The 1,242-nt window shown below is 72.2% G+C and carries 1 protein-coding gene; it reads right to left on the bottom strand.

From position 1 onward, the window contains the following. Positions 1–1,212, bottom strand: a 1,212-nt coding sequence (locus tag I0C86_RS00060; protein ID WP_196199065.1) for an acyltransferase domain-containing protein, incomplete at its 3' end; no start/stop codon positions are given. Positions 1,213–1,242: the final 30 nt, after the last annotated feature.

Genomic DNA, 1,242 nt, shown 5'->3' with positions numbered 1-1,242 from the left:
GTTGATGGGTAGGCCGGTGGTCCAGGCGTGGGCCAGGCAGGTCAGGAGTTGGTGGTGGTCGGGTTGGTCGCGGTGCAGGGTGGCGATGGTGGTGCAGGTGGTGTCGTGGTGTTCGGCGGTTTGTTCGATCGCGGTGGTCAGGACGGGGTGCGGGCTGATCTCGATGTAGGTGTGGTGACCGGTGCTCAGGAGGGTGTCGATGGTGGGTTGGAACTGGACCGGTTGGCGTAGGTTGCGCCACCAGTAGTCGGCGTTCAGGTCGGTGGGGGTGGCGGGGGTGGCGGTGACGGTGGACCAGAAGGTGACCTCGGGTCGGCCCGGGCCGGTGGTGATGGTGGCCAGGTCGGCGGCGAGCCGGTCGTGGACCGGGTCCACGGCCGGGCCGTGGGAGGCGTAGTCGACCGGCAGCATCCGGGTGCGTACCTGTTCCTCGGTGTACCGGTCGGCCAGCCGTTGTAGCGCGGGTACCGGTCCGGACACCACGACCGAGGCCGGGGCGTTGACCACGGCGATGGTCAGGTCCTCGCCGAGCCGGTCGGTGACCGCCTGGGCGGTGTCGGCGACGGCGAGCATCCCGCCGCCGGTGCTGGACAGCTCCCGCAACGCTCGGGAGCGCATCGCCACGACCCGGGCGGCGTCGTCGAGGTCGAGCAGCCCGGCGACCACGGCCGCGGCGATCTCGCCCTGGGAGTGCCCGACGACCGCGCCGGGGGTGACACCAGCCGATTCCCATACCGTGGCCAGGGACACCATCACCGCCCACAACACCGGCTGGACCACGTCGACCCGGTCCAGCCCCGGGGCGCCCGGCTCCTGACGCAGTACCGCCACCAGCGACCAGTCCACGAACGGCGTCAACGCCGCTTCACACTCGGCCATCCGGGACGCGAACACCGGTGAGGAGTCCAGCAGCCCGACCGCCATCCCCGCCCACTGACCACCCTGACCCGGGAACACGAACACCGGACGGCCGCTGTCACCGACCACTCCCCGGACCACACCCGTGCCGGGCTCGTCAGCGGCCAGCGCGGTCAGACCCGCCACCAGTTGCGGCACCGACGTACCCACGACCGCGGCCCGTACCCCGAACCCGGAACGGCCCGCCAGCGTCACCGCCACCCCGGCCGGATCGACCACCGGTCCCGCCCCGGACAACTCCGCGGCCAACCCGCCCGCGACCCGCGCCAACGCCGCCGCCGAACGACCCGACACCGGCCACACCACCGGCAACCCAACCCCAAC

Source organism: Plantactinospora alkalitolerans (assembly GCF_015690345.1).
Lineage (GTDB): Bacteria > Actinomycetota > Actinomycetes > Mycobacteriales > Micromonosporaceae > Plantactinospora > Plantactinospora alkalitolerans.
Note: the sequence above shows the minus strand (reverse complement) of the source record. Positions and strands in the feature narration are given on the sequence as shown.